Consider the following 21,650-nt stretch of genomic DNA (forward strand, 5'->3'; position numbering starts at 1 on the left):
AAATCTTTTTTATGCCTTTGCTTCAGCCAGTCGCTTCGACCGGTCCTCTTGGACCAAAGCATCAATCAATTCATCCAAATCGCCTTCCATAATTGCCGACAAATTATGACTCGTAAAACCAATTCTATGATCCGTACATCGTCCTTGAGGGAAATTGTAGGTTCGAATTCGTTCCGATCTATCTCCAGACCCCACTTGTGCTTTTTTGAGAGCATCAGCACTTTGTTTTGCGGCGTCAGCCATCTGATCGACAATCCTTGCTCGCAATACGCGCATTGCCTTATCACGGTTTTTGATTTGTGAACGTTCTTCTTGGGAAGCAACTACAATCCCTGTGGGAATATGGGTTATCCTAACCGCAGAGTCTGTTGTGTTGACGTGCTGACCACCTGCACCTGACGAACGATAGACGTCTATCCGGAGATCACTTTCCCGAATTTCCACTTCTTTTTCTTCTGCTTCTGGAAGGATGGCAACAGTAACAGCTGAGGTATGAATCCTACCACCAGATTCCGTTTCTGGAATCCTTTGGACACGGTGAGTACCTGATTCAAATTTAAATAAGTCATAGGCCCTATCATCATCAAGGGAAAAAACAATCTCTTTGAATCCGCCAATACCCGTTGGACTTGCATCAATGATTTCTGCACGAATCCCCTGTTTGTCCGCATACTTATTGTACATACGAAATAAATCAGCACAAAACAATCCAGATTCGTCCCCACCCGTTCCAGCACGAATTTCAACCAAAATGCTTTTACCAGAATTTGGATCGGGAGGTAATAACATAATTTCGAGTTCTTTCGCCAACTCTTCTAATTTTTTTTCGCCTTCATCCACTTCTGATTTTAACATGGAATGCATGTCAGGATCACTTTCCGATTCAAGAAGTAATTTTGCGTCTTGGCAGTCTTTTGTAATTTTTAAATATTCGTCAGCTTTTGTATATACGGGCGTTAGGCGAGATCTTTCTTTCGATAGATTCTTCAATGTATCAGATGCGGTGGCCTTGGAGAGCTCATCCTCGATACGCAGGTATTTTTCTTGAATTTTTTTCAATCTATCTATCATGTCTATGGAAAGGATATAGAATGCCTGTTTTTGATAAACTAAAATCTAAAGAGGAATTCAGAAACCAGTGAACGAAACACCATCTCAGGCCCAATCGGCAGGTTTTTTAGACGGCATAATCGAATTATTTGCCGGCTTAGAGGATTATCGAAGTCCCTACGCACCAACAATCCAGCCTCCTGACGATTTGATTCGGGAATTGGTCCAAAATGCTTCCTTTAAATCTGGGCTCGTCAGTGCCACTTGCTCTCTTCCACCAGGCCCTTTAGGGATTCTCAGCATCCTTCCTGAATTACTTTTTATGTATCGAATCCAAGGCCATTTGATTTTGGACATCGCAGCACTTTATGGAAAAGAAGTACAAGTCACAAAAGAACTATTACTCTATTGTCTATTCAAACATGGTGGCGCTCATGTATTTCGTAAAATTATCGAAGAATCATCTTTAAAAATTTTAATTCGCCCAACCACCGTTAGAGTATTCCAAACCATGTTGGAAAAATTAGGATTACTGATTTCAAAATCCATCATTCGTAAACAATTTGCGCGTTGGATCCCAATTGGTGGTGCAGTGGTTACAGGAACCTTTGCCTATTATGATACAAAACGTGTTGGCCAAACTGCAATGGATCTTTTTTCCAAAGAAATCCACGCAGAGGAAATCAGAGAGTTATTGGAGTCTCAGTGAAATTATTTTCTTTTTTAATCTCAATCGTCTTTATTCTTTTCTCTTGCCAATCAAAACATGAATCCTTAGTTTCAGAAATAGAAGATTTAATCTCAAAAGAAAAATACGAAAAAGCACTGGCTTTATTACAAGATAGGCTTTCTGCCAATCGATCAACATCAGAAATTCTATCCAAAAATAAACCAAACCAACCTAGGTTATTTGCTCTTTCCGAAGATAGAACCAAAATTGTTTGGACAGAAAACAAAACTTTATTTTTCAAAGATCTGGTTAATGATAACAGAAATTCAATTGAATTGAAACTTAGACCAGACTCCATCCAAGTTTCAGCTAATGGAAATTATGTGGCAGTCCAATATCCTCTAAAACAGTATGGTGGTTGTGCTTTGTTTGGATATTCCACCTCGGATTCTTCACTCGAACATGAATCCATCGTACATATTCCATGTAAAACAGGAATGACAATGACCAATTCTGGTGATTTGTTGTTATATTTTTTTGAAAATCAACTCTTCGTTGAAAAAACAGGGAATGGTTCTAAACCAGAAAAATTCATTTCGGGGGATTTGTTTCCAACTCCTTACCCAAAATTAAAAACGCATTACCATATCACATCTATTGGAAATGAATTTCTCATTTGGTCTGGAATCGGCGGTTCATATAATTTATTCTTTCTAAATATGGAAACGAAAAGAGTCACTCTACTTTCAAAGGACATCGTATTACCAAGGTTTTATTATCATAATGGCAATTCAGGATATGTTGTCGGTGGAAAAATTGGTGATCTTTATCTCAAAGAAGTTGTCTACCACCAAGGGAAAACTCCTTCAATCAATCGAGGAATTCCTATTGTCACTCGCGAAGCATTTTCCTGGCGTCTCAGCGGGAAAGATGAATTTATTGCCACCAATCAGAATGACCCCAACCAACCGATGAAATGGAAGGTTTCCGGTAAAAAGGAACATTTTCCATTCTTTATCGAAAGACTTTGGGGTGTGGCCGGAGACAAAATTATCTACGAAAGTAAACGCGGGGAACTAGTGTTGGACGATCTTAATTTTTCAGCAGAAGATTGGATGATTTACGATTATTTTAAAAAAGTGAGAAAAATGAATGATGGCTAAGCTGCCTGTTCTTTTTCCTTTTTAGCCGAGAAAATATCACAAGTTTTGTAAGTATCTGTGATGCAATGGGCCGTCAGTCTGTCCAAATCCTCTGTTTGTAAACGGTCTTTGGCACTAGGACAAATAGAGAGTCCTTTCGTATACAAAGGGCATTTTACATAAAATTCATTTTTAGGAAGGGACTTCTGCGCCATAACTCTGAAAATTTTTTGTGGAAAGGAATCCCCTGTCAAATCGATTTTAGTGCCGATCCCAAAATTAAAGATTCAAAAAGTGAGTGTACCACCCAAAAATTAAAAGTACAAATTTAAGATCGTTGGCGTTTCTACCGATCCCACCTGATCTTCATTGGAAAAGTCGCGAAGATTATACGTTTTCCCATTCCAATTTTTTCCATATAACTGCCCACCAAGAAACACTTGTACAAGGTCTTGGGCCTTAGTTGATTTTATGTATTTTGCCAAACCTTCTTGTTTCCATACATTAGAATCTTCTAAATTATAAGATTGCCATTTCATTTCGGGATAAGAAGAGGAAGGTGAAATCAAACCATCAATAGGTTTTCCTACTAGTCGGTTATAAAGATTCGCATCAAACACTTCTTGCCCAATGAATATTGCAACCTTCCAACCTGGCACAATCCAAACGCGATCTTGAGTAGCCTCGCCAGGAGAAAGAATAGTTGATTCTTCTTCTGTTAATAAAGTTTTTTTAACAAGAGGTTCCATTAATTTTCCATCAGCGGAAAAAGGAATGGCTACATTATAAAGTGGCCCTTTGGAATCGAGAACAAGACCACCTTTTACAATCTTTGGGTTTGGTAAAATGATCGTACCAGCTAAGATAGGAACATTGTACTGTTTCGCTAATTCAGAAAAAGTTCGAACATAAACTTCAGCCATTTTTTCGGCTTTTAAATAAAATAAATCGGAACTTGTAAAATTTTCCCCTTTTGTTTTCAAAGCTAAATCAAAAGAGTCTGCATTTAAAAATCTGGATTTTTCATCTAAAAACACTAATCCTGTTCCAGTATGTTCAGGAAGAATCACAATCGTTTTACGATCAAAGATTCCAGAAGATTTACCTTTGTTCAATGTTTCGTCAATTCGTTCACGCCACCATTCTTCTTTTACAAAGTCTTCTGGTTTTAAAACCAGTTGAATTCCGACTAGGTTCCCGTATTTTCTATCAACACCATTGGTTTGTAGATTTACATCAGTCCAAGTTTTAACAGGTTTTAAAATTTCTTCATCTACTTCAGGTTTATTAAAATTAAAATCGAATTTAAAATCAAAACTTAAGTCTGGTGTAGGTATATCAAACTTAGGTAAGGCTGTTTGATCATCTTTTAGAATAGATGCAGAGAAAAAACCAAAACCAAATAAAACGATAAAAATGAGAATTTTGTATGGTGGAACATATAAATTATGCATATTTTTTTAAATAAAGTTGGACTGCATCCAACATATACTCCGAAAAAAGATTGGTTGGATTAAACTTTGTTATATCAACCCAGTCCATATAGTCATGTTCATCAGATAACTGAATTTTTCCTTCCAATAGTTTGGCAGAATAAGCAATGATGACACAAGGGAAATTTCCTTCATTTACCCTATGTTTATGTATAAAAATTGGTTCAGGATTTACATCAATTTTAATTTGATCGCCTAATTCTTCATTTATTTCCCGAAAAATACTTTCGGTCCAATCCGAAAAAAATTCATCTTCATTCATACGGCCACCAGGTAAATCTCCATGGCCAGACTTTCTATCACGCAGAACTAATAATTGATTTCCATCCCGAAGAAATAACTTTTGAGTAATTTGAAAAAAACCGTGGTTGCTCACAAAAACTTTCCCCAAACATTAATTTGGTGATCAACTGCATATAAATCTGGATTCGGAAGATTTTTAGATTTATAATAATTAACCATTCCTAAAGAAACACTAGCAAGTTGCGAAATGATCGGATCCATTGATTCTGTAGGAACACCAAAAAACAAAAAATTCACCGGACTTCCATCGCTAATTAGAAAAACTTCTTTCTCAATTTGTTTTTTATTTATTTTAAATATAATTTTAGATCCTAAGTCCATTTGTGTTTGTGGATCCAGAATTCTACCAAAAGAAATCACAAGATCCTCACCACCTAACTTTGGACTATCGGATAAATTCAACTCATTGATCCATTTAATAAAATCTGAAAACTCCACTGTTTTTGTGGAACCAGAAGCAATGTACAATTGTTTGTGTTTACTTGTTAAAATCCAAGATTCCCAAGTTTTTGGCAAAATAATGGATTCACCAGTAACACCAATGATCAAATCAATTTCTGCAAATTCAGAATCGGATACATTGGCAAAATTTGTTTTGCTGAATCTAGTTTCAGACTCGAACTTTCGATCTACTTCTAAAATGTCCAAATTGGTTTCATGAAGAAATCCGCCAATTAGATACTGTTTTAAAAATCCACCAATGTTCCCTTTGGATCCAAGTAAAAGAACCTTCCGTTTAGAAAGTACCTTACCGATTCCGTGCAAAGTATTATCCAATGCATTTAGTATAGAACGAGCCACTTCTTTAGATTCTTCTTTGGTTTTTTCATTCGAAATTGCAATGGAAAAAGAAGGTAAAAATAAGTTGGATCTCTCAGCCTTCACTTTCACCAAACGATCATATCCGTTTCGTGTATGTTCAACAGTACCGATCACTGCAGTTTTTAAAATTTCTGCAAATGACTTTTCTCGAATGGATCGGTCTTTGATTTCTACCCAAAATTCATCTAGTACATCGCCAAATGAACGCCCATCTAATGCACGCTCATTTAACACAGGCGCAACATAACCGCCATCTTCAATTAAAATTATCTTTTCATTTTTCTCAATTAAGCCTAATAACTTGTTTAAAAAAAGAAAAACTGCCAACTGCCTCATCGCATCAAAAAAACCAAGTTTCGCATCTTCTAATTTATGACGAAAAGTTGAATGTGTTTCAAAGTCACTATACAACGGAGACACTCCATAATACGGAGTATTGTTTTTTGTGAGTTTGAATTCCAAACCTGCCATAAAGAACGTTTCTGTAGGAATATCCAATAGAATATCTAAATATACTGGTGGTATATTTCCGCCGTACTTTACAAAGGCGACATCTAACGAACTAACTTTTAGCCTTCTAAATGTCTCGATTAGTGAAATAATTTCTGATGTAATATGGTGAATTAAAAAAACATGAACACCTTCAAAATTAAACGAATGTCCTTGGGAATTTGCAATTTCTTCCAACATAGGCATTCGTTTTAAATAGAAGGAAGAGTCGAGTAAGGTTCGTTTTTGATTGATGCTAAAATTTAAAACTCGATCCAAACGGGAAAGATCAACATACACTGAAACTTTTCCTATGATGGCTCGAATGGTATTTCCTTCTTTAATTTTTTTCGATGCCGAAGAATCTTCTAATAAAAGGAAAAGTTTTTTGAGAATGGACAATGAAAAACTGGGATCAGAACTTAAAATCAAATTTCGATACTGCTCTTCCCAATAAAAATTAATGTTTGTTAGTTTTCCAAGAGGCGTTTTTTCGATTTGAGAAAATACCTTACTAAAATGGCTATTTTCTTCTTCGTAAAAAGTCTCCCCTTTTTGAGCGGCGTTGATCATTCCATTGCTTAATGATTCACTGATTTTTGAAGCCCCTGCAATATAAGTTCTTGTATGTGCATCACTAATAATTTCATGTTTGATATTTGATAAATTCAAACATCCATCTTCTTGCGTATCTATTGTTATGCGAAGAAAAAAGTCCCCAATCCGATATTGACTGGATACTCTTTCCATTAGAATATAATAACCAGAAGAGTGAACAAATTCAGCTTCAAAAGGAAATAAGAGTGCCACCGAGGAATTTCGATTCGGATCTTCTCCATAAAACTCTGGGTGGATTTTTTTAGCTACCGACTGCTGTTGAAAAGATCCAAATACAAAACGTAAATTTTCTTCAAATTGTTCGCGAAACAATACCCAGTCTTTTAAAATCCCGGCTCTAGCAAAAACTTGCACATGTTGGATATGCATATCCACCAATTCATGATTGATGTTTGGATTTATTTTATAGGTAAAAGACAAATCGCCTGGTAAAGAATGTAATTGGTTACCAATCTCTTCACCTATGGTCCTAGAAAGAATTGAAAGTCCAAAAAATATCCTTAGGTGGGTTAGATCTATCTCCCAAAGGCCATCTTCTACAGGAACGAGGACAGGACCTAAGGAAGTATGTATCTGTTTTTTTTCTGTCATAAAGCTATTTAAAATCGACAACTACCTTAACACTTGATGGATCTTTAGCAGTTGCATATGCCTCTTCCAGTTGGTCTGATGAAAAACGATGGGAGATTAAATTTGTTTCTAATGCATGTGTGATCTCAGGATTGTCACGAAGAAGCGAAATCGCCATATGAAAATCCCCGCAACGGGAACTATGTATTTCTTTTTGATTTGCAAAGAACTTGGCGACCAAACGCGAGTCATCCGACCAATTATCTTCACTTGTTGTATCTACAAGGATTGCTCCACGCGGACGGACCAATGAATTTTCATGTTTTGGATTAGGACGAATGGCTAAACTTAGTTCCTCTGGATTAGAAACTACTACCAAATCAAATCGAGGCAATCGATTCGAAAATAAATCAGAATTTAGAATACTCTCTGCTTCTGAGGCACTTCCTTCGTAGACAGTAAATTGATTCTTTAGATTCTCTTTGATTGATTTGGAAACTCCGCCAAAAACAAATATGTTTTGGTTTTTACGATTTTCTTTTTTCCAATGAAAGGATACATTTTGTTCTGAATACGGAAGAATCGAAAGTTCATCCACTACAAGTTCGGTTAAATGGGCAATCCCTGCCATCACTTGGCCATTCGTTGTTTTGAGATGCACTTCGCGTTTTGCAATTTCTAAAGCAGATTCAAATCCTGAAGTAGTCGAAGTGGTATCATAAACAATATCAAATTGATTTTTAATTTCACTAATATCCGTTTTGCGAAGATCAATCACTTCATCGGCACCCATTGCTTTGGATAATGTGACCAAATGATCATGGCGAGTGATCGCCGTTATGCGAAAGTTTAAACGATTCGATTTTCTGTATGAAGCAAGAGCTGCCAAGATCAAACTTCCCAACCTACGTGGTCCAAGAACAGCCACATGGTCTCCCAATTTGGGAGGGGAAGCAAGGATGGCTTGAAGGGCGGCAGCAAAAGGTTCCATCAGAACGGCGGCTTTCGGTGAAACACCTTCCAAAGAAATAGCAGCATGTACGGGAGCTAAAATATAAGGGCCAAAGCCACCAGGCAGACGGTCGATCCCTAGGACTCGCCTTTCGGGAGAATGGGTTGGAATTCCTTCTTTACAAAAAAGATCCAAGTCCTTGTCTCCTCGGGCTTCATAGGTATCGTTAATTTCCACAACAAATTGTTTTCCTTGGTTGTCACCAAGACCTTCCGCTAGAACTTCATGCCCTATGATTTGGGGGAGTGGGAAAGGTAAAAATCGTCTGTCTATGTCTGTGGAACAAACTCCACATGAGATCGTTTTAAGAGGAATATAACCAGGTCCTAAATGAAGGTAGGGTTGGCCATTCCGTTTGATTTCCCAACCTTCCGTTTCATTGCCAAAATACTCGTATTCAGCTGATTCAAACGAGTCATCGGATGTGTAATCCTTCGCTCGAAATTTTAAGTTCATTACCTATTGTTGATAAAAAAAAGAAGAATGATCGTCAATGTAAAAAAGGTAAAGTTGAGAAGAAAGCCCTGTCTAATTTCTCTCCTTTCTTTATCTCCAAGTAAGTAACTTGTTACAAAGACCGAAAAAAAACCGCCAAGATGAGCCCAATGTGCTACTTGATCACGAGCGAATAAATTGGTTATATCAGAATAAACCATCATCCAACCAAAAAGAAAAACCGGGAATGGAATGGATTTTTTTTGGGAGATAGGAAAACGAAAGGGAGATAAGAAAGTGGCAGCAGATGCCAAACCCGAAATCGCACCACTTGCACCAACAATGGGAGTCCTGTCTCCTAAAATCAGACCCCGAACAGTCGCATCACCTAACACAGACAGTATTCCGGCCATAAAATAAAATAAAAGCCACCTTGCTTTCCCTACTCGATTTTCAACAACTCGGCCAAGGAGTAATAGAAAAAATAAATTCGAAAGCAAATGTGCCCCTGATCCGTGGAAGAATGTAGATAAAATCCAATTGATTGGTTCAAATTCGCCAGGTGTTGCGATAAAATAAACTGAAATCAAATCAGGAAAAAAAATGGATACAGTTGGGTATAACAAAAAAAGAAATAATGAAAATCCAGCTGTGAGGGGAAATTCCCAAATAAATGATCGCATAACTATTGAAATGTTGGTGGTTTGGCTTCTTCAGGGTTTCTGAAATAAGCTGGATCAAATCCAGGGATTCCAGTCGCCAATTCATACAGATCCGGTTGTTTCCAAATCAGTTCATAATAATCCAAAGTTCCGTAGGAATCAAAGTGGCTATCATATAACAATCGTAAGTATTTTTCACGGTCGTTAAAAATGATTCGGTTGACTTCATGAACCATATTTGCAAAAGTTCTGGTTTCTTTATCAAATTCATCGATTGAATCATGTAATAATCCAAGAAGGACAATGTACTTTTCTGCTTGTTTCAGCGATTTTAGTGAGTATGCCAATTCTTGGAGTTTCATCAAATACAAATAAGGCCGAATATTTTTTCCTACGAGTAATTTCTGTTTTGCAACAGCGATTTCACGGTATCCCAATCTAAGGTATAATTTTGTTTCTGTTTTTTCTTTTCCATTGGCAAGTCTTGCAAGCCTGCCTAATTCAACTTCTAGTTCTTCGATTTCATCTTCTAATACATAAATATACAGTTGAATGAGTAGACCTTGTGTTCTCCGGAGTTCAGAATAGGAACGACCCAAATCCATTTGCAAATGCAGAATTTCTGATTCGATATGGTGTTGTACGCAACGTTTGAAGTATTTTTTTTGGTCGTCCGTTCCGCGATTGCTGATTGTGGAATTTAAAATGCGTAGAAACTCGTAGTTATCCTTAAGTCCGTAGCTAACACGAATTAACTGAGTTGCCTTGGAACTGGACTGATCCGGTGTCATCTCTCCAATTACTGTCAGAAAGAGCATTACTATGACCGAAAAAAGTTTCATCTATGCAAATAGTTTCGGTCGTACGCAGAAAACATTAGCATGATAAAAAAGAAAAGACATATACGTCTCATATTCTAGTATTATGTCGGAGAAGAATCTGTGCAAAAGTTAGGATCACTACCAACTTCCCCTCTGGAAGCCATCGACCTCCTTAAATCTGAAATGGACCAACCGGTCTGGGAATCACGTCTTTTGGATTTGATGAAATTGGCCGCAGATGGGGATAAAAACATCTGGGCATTGATCTACCAAATCATTCGGGAAGCCGACTCTGGTCGATTGAGTTGGGGTTATCATAAGTCCTTACTTTCTGGAATGGTGTATCTTCTCTCTTATGTGGGTGATTCCAAAAGTTATCGAGTACTACTGAATTATGTCAAATCACTCGATCGTGCCATTCCCATAGGTGCGATGGAACTTATCTCTGATTTACTTCCTACTTTTGCTGAACTTGACGTTCGAGAATTGTTTAGCATCGCCTCCAATTCTGATGAGTTAAAATCAGCATTTGGTGTTCTTGCATTATGCAAACTCAATTTGGAAAACAGACTTTCCGATGATGAAAAAGAAAAACTAAAAGAGTTTTTATCTACATACAAAAATTATAAATACTACCTCACTGATACAATCGAATTAACGTTAGAACAATTAAATGAAACGGATGCGAGCGATATGTTGACGGAGTTAGATGGAATCTTTCAATGAAAGCAGCAGTACTCCCCCAAGGTTCAAGATCTCTTGAAATCCAAGAATTAGATCTCCCTACACTTCTCTCTAACCAAGTAAAAATCAAAGTCAAAGCCTGCGGTATTTGTGGCTCTGACATTCATTTGGTTCTTCACGGAAAAATGAAAGCCACTTATACCCCTTGTGTTCCTGGCCATGAAACTTCGGGTGTTGTGGAGGAAGTAGGAGAACAAGTTACCCGATTCAAAAAAGGGGATCGAGTTGTTGTTAGTGCCGGAACTTCTTGTGGAAAATGTAAACACTGTTTGGCGGGTAGGGAAAATCTTTGCGAAGAAATCGGTGTACTTGGTTTTAACCAACGTGGTGGATTTGCTGAGTATTTACAAATCGAAGAACGTTACCTTCACAATTTACCTGATGAAATTCCATTTACGGAAGGTGCCATCCTTGCCGACGCTGTTTCCACTCCTTACCATGCCGTCAAATACCAAGGGGAAATTAAACCAGGAGATACTGTTGCCATCATTGGATGTGGAGGACTGGGAATTCACGCTGTAGCAATTGCCAAAGCATTGGGAGCAGGCAGAATTTTTGCAGTCGATATTGATAGTGGTTCTCTCGAAAACGCAAAATCATACGGTGCCGATGAACTCATATTAGTCGAAAAAAACATGCAAGTGGGTAAAGTTTTAAAAGAAAAATCCGGCGGCATTGATTTGTTATGCGACTTTTCTGGTTTTATGCCCAATATTGAAAATTCTGTTCGAGCGATGAACCGAGGTGGAAGGATTGTTCTTGTCGGAATTGGCAGAAACAAATTGGAAATTCCTATGCCTTTTTTTCTGATCGAAAGACAAATTCGTATTACAGGTTCTTACGGTTCTGATAGAAGGGCAATTCCAGAACTCATCCAACTTTATAAAGATAAAAAACTAAGTCTAACCAAGTCCATTAGCGGAGTTCATAAGTTAGAAGATACAAATGAATTTTTACATGCACTGGAAGAAAAAAAAGGAAATCCCATTCGGTTTATCATCAACCCGGAATTATAGTTTTTGATGAAAACAAAGTGGTTTTTGTTTTAAAGTAAAAGACCAAGTAGGATAGTTTTAAGTTTTAAATCTAGCGATTCAATTTTATTTAATCTCGACTAATAAAAAACTTAAATCATCCATTTGGTATTTCCAACCTGAAGAAAATCGAAAGAGTGAATCTTGAACAATCGCTGCCAGTTCCTGAAATTTTTGATAACGATTGTCCCATAACAACGATTTGAGTTTATCTTCACCGAAACTTTCGCCTTCATCATTCAACAGATCAAAAATTCCATCAGTATATAATAAAATTTTATCACCAGGTAATAGTTTGACCGTATCTTCCGCGTAAGGGATGTGAGAGAACAAACCCAATGGTTTTCCTTTCACATTTAAATGAATCACTTCTGGTTCTGAATTTCGAATGAGAAAAAAACCAGGATGGCCTGCGTTGCTGAATGTAGCCGTATATGATTCCGTATCAATAAATACATAAGAGGCAGTGATAAATAGATTTTTTGTTTTCCCAACCAAATGCCTGTTCATTGAATGAAAAACCCTGGATGGGAATTGTAAATAAGCACCGGCTCCAACAAAAGCCATTTTAGACATGGCTGCTACCATTGCAGAAGAAATTCCATGCCCTGATACATCTGCCATAAGAATCGCCCAATTTCCCATACTATCTTTTGTATGGTCAAAGTAATCTCCACCCACGGATTCTAAATTCTGCGAAAAACCGATGATTCTAATACGATCATCTTCATTGTATTTTGATGATAATAATGATTTTTGGAGTGCGTGGGCCAAAGCCAAATCCTTATCGATTTGAATTAACCTCTGTAGTTCTTTGTTTTTGTTACGCAACTCCGCATTCATCCTGTTAATTGAATGCAAAAGTTGCCAATAATGTTTGAATACATAAAATCCAAACAATAACAACATCATAAAAAATCCAAAATGAATGATCCTCTGGCTATGTGGAAGTAGTTCAAGATCAACCAAAATATCATTTAGTCCTGCAAATACGATAAAAAGTAAACCCAAGGTGATTGTTCGCAAATTCCTATTGCCCTTTATCAATACATAAACGGATGACAAAATTGTAATCACTGCTTCTAAGACAATCACCCAATTGTAATCGTCTTCACTGTTTAAAAAGGAAATTCCATTTTCATAATTACTTACAATCGATATGATAAAAACTATGATATGAATACCTGCGAGAATCTTAAATAAATTGCGAAAGAAAGGGGGAAATATCCCAATCAAAAAAAGTAAAAGTGCAAATGGGAAAAATGCAAAGTTTATATAAGTTAGCGGAGTGACTATATAAGAGAACTGACTGAGTGAAGAACCAACAAAACCATTTAATCCTTCTAAAAGTGAGGCGGAAAATAGAAGAATAGAAAAATTTAAGAATATTATCTCCCTTTTTCTGAGAAAATAAAATCCAAGAAAAATAATCGAAAGAACAAGTAAAATCGGAGCAAAAAATGTTTCAGAAAAGTTTTCTAAAAACAAATCCACTAGAGCCATCGAATGATCTTTAAAAAATACCTTTCGATCCATTCCGATAAACCCATGATACCTTGATTGAAATTGAATGATAAGCGAACCAGAAGGGTTTTGATTTAGTGGAATGATGTATGGAAAAAAATGGTCTTGGAGTCTGGATTCAAAAACAAATTCTTTTCCTTGGAAAAGTTTAAATTGTTCCAATGCTATTTCAGCGTATAGAACAGGGCTTTTGAGTTGTCTAACAAACTGATCACTAAATTTAACATAAAGATATTCGCCTTTCAAAGTTTCAAATCCAAGGCGATTGGGTTCCATTTTTTGCCAAACATTGTTTGGAATAGAGGTGGGGTCTTTTACTTCCTCGGAAGACCAATAATAATACCGGTCCAAAAGATAAATCGACTGTTGGAACTGACGATCTGGGGCGACTTCCGATTGCAAATCCAAACAACCGAATAGTTGGATCAAAAACCCGAAATAAAGAACAAACTGTAAGAAAGTGTGAATCGATTTATATGATTTGACTTCTTTCAAAATTTGATTCCTATAGGATCAGCAGGATACGTTCAATGAATCGCAATCGATTCCTATCATTTTTTTATCTACTCTCCTTCCTATTATTGTCTCTTTCCACTCTGGTGGCTCAAGAAGAGAAAACTGCCCAAGAACTATTCGTTGAAGACAAAATGGAATGTTATTCCATAGCAATGGAAATCGACGGACAAGAGTACCAAAAATCTCTAAAATGTATTTCGAAGGATTCCCTCTGTTACATTATCCAAGGTTTTGCCATGAGTTGTATTCCTCGCACAGGAAGATATCCTGCCGAATTACCCAATCTAATTCCAAAACCGACCCAACCATAATCGTATAACAGGAGACTTATGAAAATCAAAACAAAAATCAGTGAAATGTTAAAAATTGATCTACCGATCATTGCAGCACCAATGTTCCTCGTCTCCTATCCGGAGTTAGTAGTCGCAGTTTCAGAGGCTGGTGGGATCGGATGTTTTCCCTCATTAAATTATAGAACCCCTGAACAGCTCCGAGAAGGTATCTTAGAAATTCGATCCAAAACCAAAAAACCAATTGGTGTCAATTTAATCCTTCATAAAGAACATAACCCAAACTGGGCGAAACAATTTGAAGTGGTGATGGACTTAAAAGTCGAACTCATCATTACAAGCCTCGGAACTCCAAGAACCATTGCGAAAGAAATCAAATCCAATGGATCCACTTTGTTTTGCGACGTAACCACCCTCAAACACGCAAACATTGTCGCAAAATCTGGGGCAGATGCTCTCATTGCTGTCTCCCAAGGAGCTGGCGGGCATGCGGGTGCCATCACTCCTTTTGCATTGATTCCATACCTAAAAAAGGAAGTTGGACTTCCTGTGATTGCAGCAGGTGCCATATCCACTGGATCACAAATGGCGGCGGCTTTGTCTTTAGGAGCCGATGCAGTGTATATTGGAACTCGTTTTATCGCAACTCCAGAATCCAGAGCACAAAATGAATACAAACAAATGTTAATCGATTCAAGCCCTGATGAAATCGTTTATACTGAAAAAATTTCGGGAATCCCGGCCAACTGGTTATCAAAATCAGTAGAACGTTCTCCCGAGATTTTAGAGGATGGTCCGAAAAAAATTGCAGCCGGTCACGCCAGTGGAGAAAAAGCTATCGAACAAGAATACAAACGTTGGAGAGATATTTGGTCTGCCGGCCAAGGAGTAGCGCAAATCCACGAAGTAAAACCTGCTGGCGAAATTGTAAAAGAAATCGCAAGTGAATACTTGTCGACTTTAAACAACCTTCCTCGCTAAACAATAACTATGCGAATCGGTCAGACTGACCGGTTCGTTTTACAAAACCACAGAAACTGTTTGATTTGCTTAGTTTCCAAATCAATATCTCATTCAAAAAAGCGTTAAAACTTAAAATTTCTGAATCGTTTCGATCATTCCTTTGGTATCTAAATAATCATTCGATTTATAGATCATCTTTCCATCGGCATCCAAGATGAGAAAGAAAGGTAATCCAATTTTTAATTCTGGATAATTAGGATTGTTTGCAAATTCTTCAAAAATTGGATCGGTATCATATACTTTCCAAAGGATGGCATTGTTTTTAAAGGTTTCATTCCACTCCTTGTTGGAAAGAGTGAGTTTTTGAAATTCTTTGCAGTTTGTACACCAATCTGCATAAAAATCGATAAATATCGGTTTCCCTGTTTCTTTGGCGATCCGATACGCTTCTTCTTTTGACCGAAACCATTCTAAATTTCCATGCACTTCTTTTGGGACCGAGTTGAATCCCGCACCAGGTGACGCTGAGGAGAATTTAGAAACTCCCGATTGTAAAAGTAGAATTAAAATTACAAGCGAGGTATAGGCACCTAACTGTAAAAGAGAGTGTTTCATTTTCTCACAGGGAAGGCCTTCTTTCTTCTGTAAGTAGAGAAAACTAAGTGCTAAAGTCCAAATGAGAAATACTTTGGCTGCGAGACTCGCATCCAAACCCCAAAGGACGAAGGCTTTTTCTAAATAAGTAAAAGAAAAATACAAAATCATTAGAGCAAGAATCCACTGAACTGACTTCATCCACTTTCCCGATTTTGGAAGTGCAAAACCAAAAACACCAATGAGTAAAAATGGAATCCCAAGACCTAAACCAAAAACAAACATTTTTAATGAAGTAAAAAGAATGGGGACAAAACGAATCCCTTCTGTTTGGTAAGCAATGAGTTGGACAAGAATTGAAACAACAACAGGACCCACGCAAGGAGAAGACAGTAAGCCAGCTCCCAAACCCAAAAAAAATGTATTCGCATAACTAACATTTGCTGAATTTCTTAAATCACCTGCAAAAAAAGGAAAATATAAAAATTCAGCAACACTAAGACCTAAAACAAATAACAAAATAGCAAGGAGAACCTGTGTTTCTGGAAAACGTAAAAAAGAATTGAATGCCCCACCGCTAAAACCTGCAACAAGTCCAAACACAGCATACATAGTGGCAAGACCCACGTAGTAAACTAACGGATGTGACCATTTATGATTCGTTACTCGGGATTTTAAAATCCCTGCGGTAATGGGATACAGTGGATACACACAGGGCAAAAGACCTGCCAAAAGCCCACCCAAGGCCAAAAAGAAAAAACTAAAAAGGGAAAATGATCCAGAAGACAATTGGGATTCAATAAAGGTTTGGATTTCAGATACCATACTCGCTGTCTTAGAACGTGGCTGTGGCTTTCAAAACAATGCTTCGATCCAATCTTCCGTATTCAGATATAGGATGTGAGGTTTGTTTAGAAAACTGTTCTATATATTCGACACGATTTGATGCCTCCCCGGTACTGTCTACATACCATTTATTTGGTTCTCCTTTAGAATCATACGAACGTACCTCCGTATATCCGATTGCCAACCTGGCGGAAGGAGTCATAAACCATTCTCCGAAGATTTGCCTTGTAATGTAGTAAGACTGGTCAGAGTAAAGAGGATCAGTGGTTCCCGGTTTGAATCGCAACCAAGGCTCTCGTTCTACACTCTCTGTGGCCCGTAATCCAGGTGAGGGTCCACCTGTTGCGATTTCTCCACGCATCACAAGCCTAAGGATTCCATTGCCCAATCCTGTCCAAAGGTATGCACCTCGCCCTGTGGATTCTGCCACTTTAGTCGCTGGCTGGTATGGAGCTAACTTATCTACAATTTCCCCACCCAATTGTTTTTTGACCATTCCGCCCAAACCTAAATTGAGAGTGTCTTTCCAAACCAGATGAGATTCGACAGCAATGACCTGCTCTTGGTTTAGAGAAACACTTCCTTGTTTTCTGGTGGCCGGATTACCATCACTTACGAGGCAACGAGTTTTACCTTCTCGACACTCATCACTCGCATAACCAAAAGCATTCGACGCTCTTCCTAAAATATGAAGACCTGTTTTAAAATTTTCAGTCCAGGTAGGTTCCCATCCTAATTTTCCAATTACATCATAACCTGTATTGGTCGTATTCTGTGTGTTGCGATACCCTTCTCCATTGACAACTGCTGTTTGTACAGAAAAAGATTTCCAACGAAGAATATAATTGATTCCAAGATCCACTGGGTCTTTTGCAAAACCCATAGATTCTAATGGTGATTTATCAAAATAACGCCAGTCATAGTTCCCTGACCAAACAGAAAACATATGTGGAAGTTCAAACATACCAAATTGAATTTGGTGTTTCGTATTTCCTAATTCAAAAGTTTTTGCTAGATTTGCTCGCCTAACCAAAAATACATAAGGGTTGGATTTATTTCCAGTATCTGCTAACGTATCGTTCGTTAAAGCATCGTTACGGAGGATTTCTCCCCAAAATTCGGCCTTGATTCCAGTATCTTCCCATTCTTTCGAAATGGTTACCATTGTCCAAGGTAAAGAAAATCCTGCTTTGTCAGAGGGAGATAAGTCTGTAGTACCAGAAGCTTTGTCTCGAATGCGATAAGAAAGTGTGGGAGTTAAAATGGCCCCAAGTTTTAATCCATAGTAGCCATCCGGTTCGTCTTTTTTAGTTGTGACTACTTCCTCACCAAATACTGGATAGGTGAAGAAGTATAAAAATACAAATACCTTTAAAAAAAATTTCACTTTTTACCGTAAGTTTCGTCCGGAGTAAAACTATTATCTTCCCAACCTACTGGTTTGTGACAAGGGAGACATCTTGACAACATCGGGTTGTCTTTTCGTTTTTCTTTGAACTTAATGGTAGCACCATCTTTTGTGATTAGTTCCTTGTAATCATTTTTTTCCAACTCAGTCGCACCTAATTTTACTGCACCACCAGTTCCTTTAGAAAATTCAGACCCATTGATGTTTACGAGTCCTTCGCAAACACAAGTATATCCTTTTTTTTCTTTTTCTTCGTAGAACACACCGAATGCGGTTCCGCGAACACCAGCAGTGGTAGTAGGTGTTGAAACTTCAAAATTCCCTTTTTTAAAATTACTGACTCGAAACCAAGCTGCGCCCTTTTCTACATAGGCTTTTGCGACTTTATTTTCCGTACTCCATTCTTTTAGCGTAAAATCAGTGTTTGGTTGGATTCGAATTTCCGTTTCCATAAACAAAAAATCTACTTTAGATCCATTGCCGGTTTTGATTCGGTCCCCAGGTTTAAGTATGTCGTTGACTTTGAGTGTTTTCCAAAGTTTGGAGGAATCAGTGGAGGAAAGAAAACTCACTTTCCCGCGAGTAAATGTTGCCACGGCAAATTCTTCCGCCGAAAGGGAAACGCTGGTTAGGAGGATGGAAAGAAGGGTTAGAAGGATTCTGAGGCTCATAATCCTTCTAACAACCATATTGATAGAATTTATCAATCAATTTTATCAATAAATTTACAGGAGCAAGGTCTTACCAAGGAATGGCAAAACCCATATCTTTCAATTTGTACTCCAATTCCTCACGTTCACGGCTTTTTTTAGCGGTGGAACCTTGTTCATCTAACAACCCTAGTTCGATTGCCTTTTGTTTGGCCCCTTCTTTACCGGAAGTATTCAGAGCTTGGATGATTTGTGTATCATATTTAGTCAGGTTCAAAGCACTTAGACGGTAGTCGACAAATGCTTCCCATGCATTTGGAACCCATTTTTTCACAATCTGTTCCCCAATGGTTTTTGCAAAGAGTCGAATCTCCAACTGTGCGTGATCATCCATTCGAAGAGCTAAAAAATGAAGTAAATTATGAAGGTCTATTTTCCAATACGCTTCTGTATATGTTGCAAGCGGAAGGTCCTTTCTTGCCTGTTCGCGAGCCACTCCCATTTCTAATCTTTCATTATAAATGTCAGTAGCGAACTTTTGGAATTCCGTTTCTCTTTTTGTTAGGTGGTCACCCTTGGATGATTCTAAATATCCATCACTTCCTTGTTTGTTTCCAATGGATTGGACTCTCCATTCTCCAGGCAAAGTAGTTTGAGCCGAGTCAATGGCTACGGAGTAACGCGTAGAGTATTCATTGACATTTGCCATACGATGGCGAATCCACTGGCGCCAAGTATCCATGGGAACTCGAACATGTAGCTTTAGTTCGCACATTTCGAATGGAGTGCTGTGGCGGTGGCGCATCAAATACCGAATGAGCCCACGGTCTTCATTTACTTTTTTTGTTCCTTTTCCGTACGAAACGCGTGCTGCCTGAACGATCGATTCATCTGAGCCCATGTAATCAACAAGCCGAACAAAGCCATCGTCCAGAATCGGGAATGGTTTACCTAGAATGGAGTCTAATTCGGGAACGGAAACTCTTGAAATGGATTCGAAATCAGATTGTTGCATATTAGCTTTATTTTTTAGTTCACAGGCATATGAAAAGTCGAAAATAGAGTTATAGCGCACCCGTATTGCCTGATAAATAGAAAGGATGCTAAATGGCACTTGAAGAAAATTCGCTGGAAGATCGTTTGATCAAAATTTCCACCAGAGACAGCAATAAAAGTCTTATGGTAAACCCGGACAAAATTTACATTTTTCCGGTGCCCAAAACCACTTTCCAATTTTTGGAAAATATTTGGCAATCCTTCGCAAATAAAATGGTTTCTCTCGTTGACTTCAACGATGATCCCATTTTTAACTTTTCCATTTTTGAAGTCATCGACCAAGATGAAATGAAAATTGTGGCAACAGCCACTCACTTCAAACTCAAAGAAATTGCTGAACGCAGAAAAATTCCTGGAATTGAAGAATACATCAAAAAGTCGAGACCCATCCATTTGGCTGACCCTCGAAATGAATCCGCAGGTTTTATACGAAAGTCCATCATTGATTTTAACAAAGGTCTAAGGCCAGAAGTTACTTTTATCAATCTCAAAGAAGAAGAAATTCACCCAGAGAAAAAAGTGTTACTTTCTGAAACGATGAACCATGCCATTGGAATTCCTCTCTTTGTGAACGAAAACCCAATCGGGATTCTCTGGGGGATTACGAAAGATCCTATTCCTGAAGACAAAATTCGTCCTCTCACACTCCAACTTTATTCCTTGTTTGATGTAATTGAGTTTGTGGTCGCAAAAGAAATGGAATCTGGAAATGACCATTACATTGCCCAAAAGAATATCGAAAAAGCGGATACCGTTTCTAATTCCCGAAACCTATTTTACACAACGACAAAAGACCAAAAAGAACCGGTCACTTCTATTATCTTCAAATCACATCAGTATAATATTGAATATAGAATGGATGCATCCTTCATTATTCCAACAACTGATGGTTATGCGGTTTCATTAAAAAGTTTTACTCCTGAAAAACTAAACAACACAGGAAAAAATATTTTGCTCATTCCTGGATTTTTTTGCAGGCGTTCCGTTATGGACAAACTGGCAAAAGAACTTGCTCTCAAATACGGCTATAGAGTTTTTCTAATGGATATGAGAGGACGATCCAGACAAACCATGCCAAAACATGGAAAAAAAGAAGGATGGACAGTTGATAATTACATCCAGGATGACTTTCCTGAAATTTTACGTTGGATTCGTTGGCATTACCCGAGTGAAAGAACCGTAGTCCTTGGACACAGTATGGGTGGAATGATTCCTCGGTTTTATGTATCTTCTTACGAAAAAATCAAAGAGCAAAAAGAAGAATTCAATTTGCCAAAACCAGAAGAATACATTGCTGGGATTGTTTCTATTACATCGCCTAACTATATCAGCTTAAAATCCAATTTCATTGGACTTGATACATTGAAACGCGGGTTTAGTATGCTACCGCATAAAATGATCTCAGATATGATTTTGAGTATGGCTAGTTTTTCGATGCAAGCCACCATCCAAACCATTGACTTAAAAAAATTCTTTAAACTCATTTTGAATCTTCATTCCAGCTTAAGAAGTTTTAGTTATAATATTGGAACCAAAGTTTTGACGATCAAAGACTTTGTGGGATATAAAGAAATCACTCCTCCTGAGTGGTATTTTCTCATGGAAGATGTATTTTGCGAAGAATCTGTTTCTGTGATTATGCAGTTTTTCCAAAGCCAAATCTCCAATGAAAGAAGTTTCTGGTCAAACGATGGCCGTATCAATTATACAGAAAACTTTCTTAACAATTTTAATATGCCGATTTACAGTGTAGTAGGTACGGTTGATAAAATTGTTCCAGAAGAAACTTTAACAGAACTAAATGACCTAAAATCAGAAAACAAGGTGATCACTTATTACGAACAAGGCCACCTTGGAATCATCTTTCATGGAGAAACGGTCAGAAAAATTTGTAAAGGGATCGATGAGTGGATCCAAGAATTAAAATAATCTAAGATT

General features: G+C 37.7%; 20 protein-coding genes. 7 read left to right on the plus strand and 13 right to left on the minus strand.

From position 1 onward, the window contains the following. Positions 1-9: 9 nt before the first annotated feature. Positions 10-1,071: a peptide chain release factor 1 gene (gene prfA / locus EHR01_RS13730; RefSeq protein ID WP_135695421.1), complete on the minus strand. Its 1,062-nt coding sequence runs from the start codon at positions 1,069-1,071 to the stop codon at positions 10-12. 67 nt (positions 1,072-1,138) lie between these two features. Here prfA and EHR01_RS13735 point away from each other — a divergent pair, with 67 nt between their 5' ends. After that, positions 1,139-1,759 (plus strand): hypothetical protein, encoded by a 621-nt coding sequence (locus tag EHR01_RS13735; RefSeq protein ID WP_135695423.1) that lies wholly within the window; start codon positions 1,139-1,141, stop codon positions 1,757-1,759. Continuing rightward, on the plus strand, positions 1,756-2,883 hold the full coding sequence (locus tag EHR01_RS13740; protein ID WP_135695425.1) for a hypothetical protein: 1,128 nt from the start codon (positions 1,756-1,758) through the stop codon (positions 2,881-2,883). Before EHR01_RS13735 ends, EHR01_RS13740 begins: the two co-directional genes overlap by 4 nt. Here the strand turns inward: EHR01_RS13740 and EHR01_RS13745 are convergent. From EHR01_RS13745 to EHR01_RS13775, 7 genes are all read right to left on the minus strand, one after another. Further along, positions 2,880-3,077 carry a hypothetical protein gene (locus EHR01_RS13745; protein WP_135695427.1) on the minus strand — a complete coding sequence of 66 codons (198 nt, stop codon included), beginning with the start codon at positions 3,075-3,077 and terminating at the stop codon, positions 2,880-2,882. The two genes, EHR01_RS13740 and EHR01_RS13745, sit on opposite strands and share 4 nt — an antisense overlap. Before the next feature lie 99 nt (positions 3,078-3,176). Next, complete coding sequence (locus EHR01_RS13750; RefSeq protein WP_135695429.1) at positions 3,177-4,316, minus strand: carbon-nitrogen hydrolase family protein; 1,140 nt, start codon at positions 4,314-4,316, stop codon at positions 3,177-3,179. After that, positions 4,309-4,731 (minus strand): NUDIX domain-containing protein, encoded by a 423-nt coding sequence (locus tag EHR01_RS13755; protein ID WP_135695431.1) that lies wholly within the window; start codon positions 4,729-4,731, stop codon positions 4,309-4,311. Before EHR01_RS13755 ends, EHR01_RS13750 begins: the two co-directional genes overlap by 8 nt. After that, positions 4,728-7,178, minus strand: a complete 2,451-nt coding sequence (locus EHR01_RS13760; protein WP_135695433.1) for a hypothetical protein — start codon at positions 7,176-7,178, stop codon at positions 4,728-4,730. Before EHR01_RS13760 ends, EHR01_RS13755 begins: the two co-directional genes overlap by 4 nt. 4 nt (positions 7,179-7,182) lie before the next feature. Next, a complete protein-coding gene (locus EHR01_RS13765; RefSeq protein WP_135695435.1) occupies positions 7,183-8,625 on the minus strand; it encodes an MDR/zinc-dependent alcohol dehydrogenase-like family protein in 1,443 nt (480 codons plus the stop codon). Next, the gene (locus EHR01_RS13770) at positions 8,625-9,287 is read right to left on the minus strand and encodes a rhomboid family intramembrane serine protease (RefSeq protein ID WP_135695437.1); all 663 of its coding nucleotides are present in this window, start codon (positions 9,285-9,287) and stop codon (positions 8,625-8,627) included. The genes EHR01_RS13765 and EHR01_RS13770 overlap by 1 nt, the downstream gene beginning before the upstream one ends. A gap of 2 nt (positions 9,288-9,289) precedes the next feature. Further along, a complete protein-coding gene (locus tag EHR01_RS13775) occupies positions 9,290-10,108 on the minus strand; it encodes an adhesin OmpL37 family surface protein (RefSeq protein WP_167482954.1) in 819 nt (272 codons plus the stop codon). 99 nt (positions 10,109-10,207) lie between these two features. Between EHR01_RS13775 and EHR01_RS13780 the strand changes: the two genes are divergently transcribed. Both EHR01_RS13780 and EHR01_RS13785 read left to right on the plus strand, forming a co-directional pair. Then, positions 10,208-10,813: a hypothetical protein gene (locus tag EHR01_RS13780; RefSeq protein WP_100720684.1), complete on the plus strand. Its 606-nt coding sequence runs from the start codon at positions 10,208-10,210 to the stop codon at positions 10,811-10,813. After that, on the plus strand, positions 10,810-11,847 hold the full coding sequence (locus EHR01_RS13785) for a zinc-binding dehydrogenase (RefSeq protein WP_135695439.1): 1,038 nt from the start codon (positions 10,810-10,812) through the stop codon (positions 11,845-11,847). Before EHR01_RS13780 ends, EHR01_RS13785 begins: the two co-directional genes overlap by 4 nt. 84 nt (positions 11,848-11,931) lie before the next feature. Here EHR01_RS13785 and EHR01_RS13790 read toward each other — a convergent pair whose 3' ends face one another. Next, on the minus strand, positions 11,932-13,884 hold the full coding sequence (locus EHR01_RS13790; RefSeq protein WP_135695441.1) for a SpoIIE family protein phosphatase: 1,953 nt from the start codon (positions 13,882-13,884) through the stop codon (positions 11,932-11,934). A 35-nt stretch (positions 13,885-13,919) separates the two neighbouring features. Here EHR01_RS13790 and EHR01_RS13795 point away from each other — a divergent pair, with 35 nt between their 5' ends. Together EHR01_RS13795 and EHR01_RS13800 are read left to right on the plus strand one after the other, a co-directional pair. Next, positions 13,920-14,216 (plus strand): hypothetical protein, encoded by a 297-nt coding sequence (locus EHR01_RS13795; RefSeq protein WP_135695443.1) that lies wholly within the window; start codon positions 13,920-13,922, stop codon positions 14,214-14,216. Between the two features lie 18 nt (positions 14,217-14,234). Beyond that, positions 14,235-15,176 carry an NAD(P)H-dependent flavin oxidoreductase gene (locus tag EHR01_RS13800; RefSeq protein ID WP_135695445.1) on the plus strand — a complete coding sequence of 314 codons (942 nt, stop codon included), beginning with the start codon at positions 14,235-14,237 and terminating at the stop codon, positions 15,174-15,176. Positions 15,177-15,287: 111 nt separating this feature from the next. On the opposite strand, the gene EHR01_RS13805 is transcribed toward EHR01_RS13800, so the two are convergent. The 4 genes from EHR01_RS13805 to thyX are packed head-to-tail and all read right to left on the minus strand — an operon-like array spanning position 15,288 to position 19,671. After that, positions 15,288-16,577, minus strand: a complete 1,290-nt coding sequence (locus tag EHR01_RS13805; RefSeq protein WP_135695447.1) for a protein-disulfide reductase DsbD family protein — start codon at positions 16,575-16,577, stop codon at positions 15,288-15,290. 10 nt (positions 16,578-16,587) lie between these two features. Next, the gene (locus tag EHR01_RS13810) at positions 16,588-17,985 is read right to left on the minus strand and encodes a hypothetical protein (RefSeq protein WP_135695449.1); all 1,398 of its coding nucleotides are present in this window, start codon (positions 17,983-17,985) and stop codon (positions 16,588-16,590) included. Continuing rightward, positions 17,982-18,695, minus strand: a complete 714-nt coding sequence (locus tag EHR01_RS13815; RefSeq protein ID WP_135697347.1) for a FecR family protein — start codon at positions 18,693-18,695, stop codon at positions 17,982-17,984. Before EHR01_RS13815 ends, EHR01_RS13810 begins: the two co-directional genes overlap by 4 nt. Positions 18,696-18,747: 52 nt before the next feature. Further along, positions 18,748-19,671, minus strand: a complete 924-nt coding sequence (gene thyX / locus EHR01_RS13820; protein ID WP_135695451.1) for an FAD-dependent thymidylate synthase — start codon at positions 19,669-19,671, stop codon at positions 18,748-18,750. Between the two features lie 92 nt (positions 19,672-19,763). On the opposite strand from thyX, the gene EHR01_RS13825 reads away from it, so the two are divergent. Continuing rightward, positions 19,764-21,641, plus strand: coding sequence for an alpha/beta fold hydrolase (locus EHR01_RS13825; protein ID WP_135695453.1), 1,878 nt, complete (start codon positions 19,764-19,766; stop codon positions 21,639-21,641). Positions 21,642-21,650 lie beyond the last annotated feature (9 nt).

The organism is Leptospira mtsangambouensis (genome assembly GCF_004770475.1).
Lineage (GTDB): Bacteria > Spirochaetota > Leptospiria > Leptospirales > Leptospiraceae > Leptospira_A > Leptospira_A mtsangambouensis.